Origin of the sequence: Vreelandella rituensis (genome assembly GCF_003336665.1) — a bacterium.
GTDB classification, from domain to species: Bacteria; Pseudomonadota; Gammaproteobacteria; order Pseudomonadales; family Halomonadaceae; genus Vreelandella; species Vreelandella rituensis.
In genome coordinates, this window is sequence record NZ_QPIJ01000106.1 from 1 (window position 1) to 5,164 (window position 5,164).

Sequence of the window (5,164 nt, forward strand, 5' to 3'; positions counted from 1 at the left end):
CGCGCTTGGCAAAGAAGTGCTTGAAGGCCGATTGCTGATGGCGCAGGCATTGCTGCAAGGGTACCGAGCTGACTTCGGCCAGGAACGCGGTGTCAGGCTGCTTTTTCAGCTGGGTCAGGAACGCACTGGCATCGTTGTAACCGATCTTTTCCTGACGTTGATAGAACGCATCGGTGCGATAGCGCAGCACTGCGTTCCAGACAAACCGCACGCACCCAAACGTCCGCGCCAGCAGGATTTCCTGCTCGGGCGTCGGGTAGAATCGGTACTTGTAGGCACGTTCAATTTTCATTAATTACAGTTTAGCATCATTTGCGTAAGAACGCAAGGCGTCCTCTCGGACGCCGCGCTTGTATCCCCTTCGCGCTACGCGACTCAGGAAGAGGTATTACACGCTTTTAGATAAGTGTGCCGATGCTGACCCTGTCCTGCGCCGACGACCTTTTTAGTACCGCCGACACCGCATGCCTGCTCGCCAGACACACCTCTGACGCGCGTCTCGTCATCTATCCCGATGGAGGTCACATCTGGCTGGACCATGATGCCGACCTGGCCCGTGAGATCAGCGAATTCTTCATGGGGACGATGCGTCCCTGACCCCTGAAGGAGAAGTTCTATGCCCTGGACACGTGTCAAACTGAACGCCTTCGGCGGAACCGAAGAACTGGAACTCGAAACCGTCGCCGAGGGCTACGGGCTGGGGTATTCTTGGAAGTGGCCTGGAGCCGCTTTTGTACCTGACGACCGTCCAACCGTCCCTGCGTGTTAAGCTGATCTTTAGCGTGTCAATTCTGGAGGCCCATGTGTCCACTGCTACTCGTCTCAAACTGCCCGTGGGCATTCAAACCTTTTCCGATATTCGTGAAGGCGGTTATTACTACGTCGATAAAACCCCGCATATCGAACGCTTGGTCAACCAGAATAAATACTACTTCCTCTCGCGGCCACGGCGCTTCGGCAAGAGCCTGTTACTCGACACCCTACGCTGCCTGTTCGAGGGCCGTGAGGCGCTGTTTGAGGGGTTGGCTATTCATGACAAGTGGGACTGGCAGACGCAGTACCCGGTGATCCGCATCAGCTTTTCTGACGGTGTGATCCACAGTCGTGAAGCGCTTGATCAACACATCCGCGAGCTGCTGGATGCCGAAATAAAACGCTTGGGGCTGACACTGGAAAATACCACGATTGCTGGACGTTTTCGGGAGCTAATTCAGTTGGCTCACACCACCTTCAGCCAACGTGTGGTTATCTTGGTCGACGAATACGACAAGCCGATTCTGGATAATATCCTGGCGCCTGAACGGGCCCGCGAACTGCGTGAAGGCTTGAAAAACCTCTATAGCGTGCTGAAAGATGCTGATCCGCACCTGCATTTCGCGATACTGACCGGGGTATCCAAGTTCAGCAAGGTGAGCCTGTTCTCGGGCCTGAATAACCTCAACGATATTACGCTGGATGCGCCCTACGCGACCATTTGCGGCTATACCGATGCCGATATCGACACGGTATTTTCCCCCGAGTTGCCGGGACTGGACCGTCAGGCAATCAAGCAGTGGTATAACGGCTATCGCTGGGGTGGCCAAGATGTCACCTCGGTATATAACCCCTTCGACGTTCTACTGCTGTTCCAGAAGCGTCAGTTTGGCGCTTACTGGTTCGAATCCGCCACGCCCACCTTTTTGGTCGAGATCCTGAAAAAACGAGGGGTATTTACCCCGTCTCTGGATCAGTGGGAAACCGAGCCCGACCTGCTCGGCCGTTTTGATGTGGATGACATCGCCACCGAAGGACTGCTGTTCCAAACCGGCTACCTCACCGTTAAACAGGTGGAAGAGCCGATGCTGGGCTACCGGCAATACACGCTGGGCTTTCCCAACCAAGAAGTCGAAACTAGCTTGAACCAGGCACTATTGCCCGTGCTGGGTGTCGATAATGCGCCGCGGGAACGTAAAACTCTCTTCACGCATTTACGCGCCCACGACCTTGCTGGGCTCGAAGCGCACCTCAAAGCCCTCTACGCCGGCCTGCCCCACGACTGGTACCGCAACAACCCCATCGCGCGTTATGAAGGGCATTATGCCAGCGTGTTCTACAGTCACTTCGCTGCACTGGGAGTGAACGTGACGGTCGAAGATGCCAGCCACCATGGCAAGGTGGACATGAGCGTGGATTTTGCCGGGCATATTTATCTGTTTGAGTTCAAGGTCGTCGAGCAGTTGCCCAACGGCACCGCACTTGAGCAAATCAAAGCCCGAGGCTACGCCGACAAATACCGTGCAAAGGGCAAGCCAGTCCATCTAGTCGGTGTCGAGTTCTCAAGCCAAAAGCGCCAGATTGTGGCGTTTGAGGTCGAGACACTACCCCATAGCGGCCCCGGTGCCGCTTTGGTGCTGTGATTAATGCTTGGCGATCTCAGGCCTTACCTGATGCTCGGTGGATACCAAGGCCTTGGACACCCGTTAGCTACCGTATGGGCTACGGAGACTGCGACCAAACCATACAGCCCGTTACTTCACTGAGCTAACCTGAGCATCTTCTGAAAAACGGCGTAATGCTGCAAATGCAATGCAGATGCGTTTTCGCGTCAACTCACACTTTCATCGCCGAGGGCTATCACCGCTGGCGGATTTGATGTTGATTGCTGCGTTGACGTCGCGGATGTGTCAGTAAGCACCTCTGGCAAAAAGCTCTCAACCGGCACTGGCCTGCCGAATAGAAATCCTTGGTAGGTACTGCATCCTAGATGGGCGAGTACCTCACGCTGATCCTCTGTTTCCACCCCTTCCGCGATCACCGCAAGCCCGAGGCTTTCGGCAAGCGCAATAATGGTCCCAGCAATCGGTGTGGCTTGCATGTTGAGTGTCAGGTCGCGCACAAAGGCGATGTCGATCTTAAGAGTGTCCAACGGCAGTGCCTTGAGATATGCCAAGGAGGAGTATCCTGTACCGAAGTCATCCAGCGCAAAGCGAATACCTTTCTTGCGCAGTTCCGTCATTTTCTGGACGGTGCCTTCGGGGTCATTGAGAAACAGTGATTCGGTAAGCTCCAAAGTCAACCGCTCTGCCGGGGCAGCATATTGTTCTATCGAGGCTAACACCTGGTCGACAAAATTCGGCTGCTGAAACTGGCGGACACTGACGTTAAGAGAGAGCTTGAGATGGTGATACCCAGGATCTTGGCACCACTCTCCCAATATTCGACACCCTTCCTTAAGCACCCAGAGTCCTAACGGCAGGATTAGTCCAGTCTCTTCTGCCAAGGGAATGAAGCGCCCCGGTGAAATATTGCCACGCTCGGGGTGTGACCAACGCACCAAAGCTTCCGCCCCTATTACTCGCCGCTGTTCATCGACTTGGGGCTGCAAGTGCAAGCAGAGTTCATGGTTGTATATCGCCCGGCGCAATTCGCCTTCAAGCGTGAGACGTTCCTCTAATTCGTCTTCCTGCGCTTGATGGAATCGCTGCGGATCACCATCACGATGTCGCTTGGCTTCCAGCAAGGCTAACCCGGCACGTTTGAAAAGTGTCGCGGAACTATCTCTTTCGTAGGGAGCAAAAACCAGCATGCCAACGTTGAGTCGACAAGGATAGGTATGTCCATGGAGTTGATAATCGGCTGTGAGTGATGTCTGCACCTCAGCCGTGAGGCGTAGTGCTTCCTGCTCGGCAGCAGCTTGAGAGGTGGCCGGTAGCGGCGCCAATAGCGCAAACTCATTGCCATCGAGTCGCGCCACCTGAGACACATTATCTTGCCACTGCTGTAGGCGTTCTGCCATCTGGCGTAGAAGCTCATCGCCGATATCCTGGCTAAGACTATCATTAAGCACTTTGAAGCGATCGATATCGAAGAGGATAAGAAGCGCCCATCCCGACTCGGTACTGGCTTGCTGTGCACATTCCACCAGCCGTTCTTGCAGCGCCCGACGGTTGGGCAAAGACGTCAAGCTATCGTGATACGCCAAATAATGAATACGCTGCTGAGCCTGCTGCTCCTCTGAGCGGTAACTGAGTAACGCAACATAATCACGATCATCGCTGTCTGCATAGGTGACACGGCTGACATTTAACCAGGCAGGGAAAACTTGACCCTGACGACTCAGGGCTTGGATCATTCCTCGCCATTTTCCCTGGGTTAAGAGTGCTTGCTGAATACGCTCATTGAGCGCCTGGCTGTCCTTGGCGTAGGTCATCTGCCAGATAGAAGCGCCGATCAATTCTTCTGTGGGCACCCCCATGAGCCGTTCAAATGCCGCGTTACACAGGCGAATACGGGCTCGGTCGTCAAACAGCACGACACCCTCTTGAAGGGAAGAAATTACTTCGAGTAATCGCGAGCGTGTCATGTGCTCATCACGCTCACTGGCATTCAGTCGGCGCTGCACGCGACTCGCAATCAAGGTTAGAGCCGCAATCAACACGGCACTGCCACTGATAAAGTAGATCAACCAATGTGAGCCAGACATAACACTGGGAGAAGCGCTGACGCCTGGGGTGGGCAAGAACCAAGCTGCTTGCATGGCGACATAATGCATTCCGCAAACTGCAATCGACACACACAAAGCTGAGACTGACGCACACGCCCTCTCCCACCGCTGGCCCCACCCCTGTTGGCAAAGACGGTAGGCATAGACGCTTAAGATACCCAGGCCGATGGCAACGACTAGCGATACCAAAAACAGATCGAGTGCGTGGTACAACACGGCCGGCATTCGCATGGCGGCCATACCAGTGTAGTGCATCACTCCGATACCACCCCCCAAGCCAATGCCCGCTTTGAACAGGGTGAGATGAGGGATGTCGTCACGAGATAACACGACCATGGCCCCGAGGCTTCCAAGAATTGCCGGGAGCACAGAGGCCAGGGTCAAAAGAGGTGCGTGCGTGACAGTAAAATCGAGCCGATAGGCATGCATACCTATAAAGTGCATGCTCCAGACTCCCAGCCCCATGACGCTAGCTCCCGCTAGCAGCCACGCTCTACGCCACCCGGCACGGCGGGCTTTCCCCACTAGCTTAATAATATCGAGGCCGGTGTAAGCCGCTGCTAGGAGACTGTCGGATTAAGGGGCGCGAATCGCAGAAGCAGCGTCCCTTCGTTGGTTTTTCCGCAGGGTAGGCGATCCTGCGGTTGGAAAGGTGCTTTCGCCTTCTACAGCCTTGTCTTG

Annotated in this window: 5 protein-coding genes; 3 read left to right on the forward strand and 2 right to left on the reverse strand. The window is 54.9% G+C overall.

Annotated features, from left to right (window positions below; genetic code table 11):
- Nucleotides 1-292, reverse strand: a 292-nt coding sequence (locus DU506_RS20525) for a helix-turn-helix domain-containing protein (protein WP_147273804.1), incomplete at its 3' end; no start/stop codon positions are given.
- A gap of 122 nt (nucleotides 293-414) precedes the next feature.
- Between DU506_RS20525 and DU506_RS20530 the strand changes: the two genes are divergently transcribed.
- The 3 genes from DU506_RS20530 to DU506_RS20535 are packed head-to-tail and all read left to right on the forward strand — an operon-like array spanning nucleotide 415 to nucleotide 2,396.
- Nucleotides 415-597, forward strand: coding sequence for an alpha/beta fold hydrolase (locus DU506_RS20530; RefSeq protein ID WP_114488705.1), 183 nt, complete (start codon nucleotides 415-417; stop codon nucleotides 595-597).
- A 19-nt stretch (nucleotides 598-616) separates the two neighbouring features.
- Nucleotides 617-769, forward strand: a complete 153-nt coding sequence (locus tag DU506_RS21835; protein ID WP_181870841.1) for a hypothetical protein — start codon at nucleotides 617-619, stop codon at nucleotides 767-769.
- A 34-nt stretch (nucleotides 770-803) separates the two neighbouring features.
- Nucleotides 804-2,396, forward strand: coding sequence for an ATP-binding protein (locus DU506_RS20535; protein WP_114488706.1), 1,593 nt, complete (start codon nucleotides 804-806; stop codon nucleotides 2,394-2,396).
- Between the two features lie 188 nt (nucleotides 2,397-2,584).
- On the opposite strand, the gene DU506_RS20540 is transcribed toward DU506_RS20535, so the two are convergent.
- Nucleotides 2,585-4,948 (reverse strand): bifunctional diguanylate cyclase/phosphodiesterase, encoded by a 2,364-nt coding sequence (locus DU506_RS20540; RefSeq protein ID WP_268877357.1) that lies wholly within the window; start codon nucleotides 4,946-4,948, stop codon nucleotides 2,585-2,587.
- Between the last annotated feature and the right edge of the window lie 216 nt (nucleotides 4,949-5,164).

What these genes read in the sequence shown, in the direction of transcription:
- DU506_RS20530 (WP_114488705.1), top strand. Translation starts at nt 415, where the DNA reads ATGCTGACCCTGTCCTGCGCCGACGACCTTTTTAGTACCGCCGACACC.
- DU506_RS21835 (WP_181870841.1), top strand. Translation starts at nt 617, where the DNA reads ATGCCCTGGACACGTGTCAAACTGAACGCCTTCGGCGGAACCGAAGAA.
- DU506_RS20540 (WP_268877357.1), bottom strand. Translation starts at nt 4,948, where the DNA reads ATGGGGCTGGGAGTCTGGAGCATGCACTTTATAGGTATGCATGCCTAT.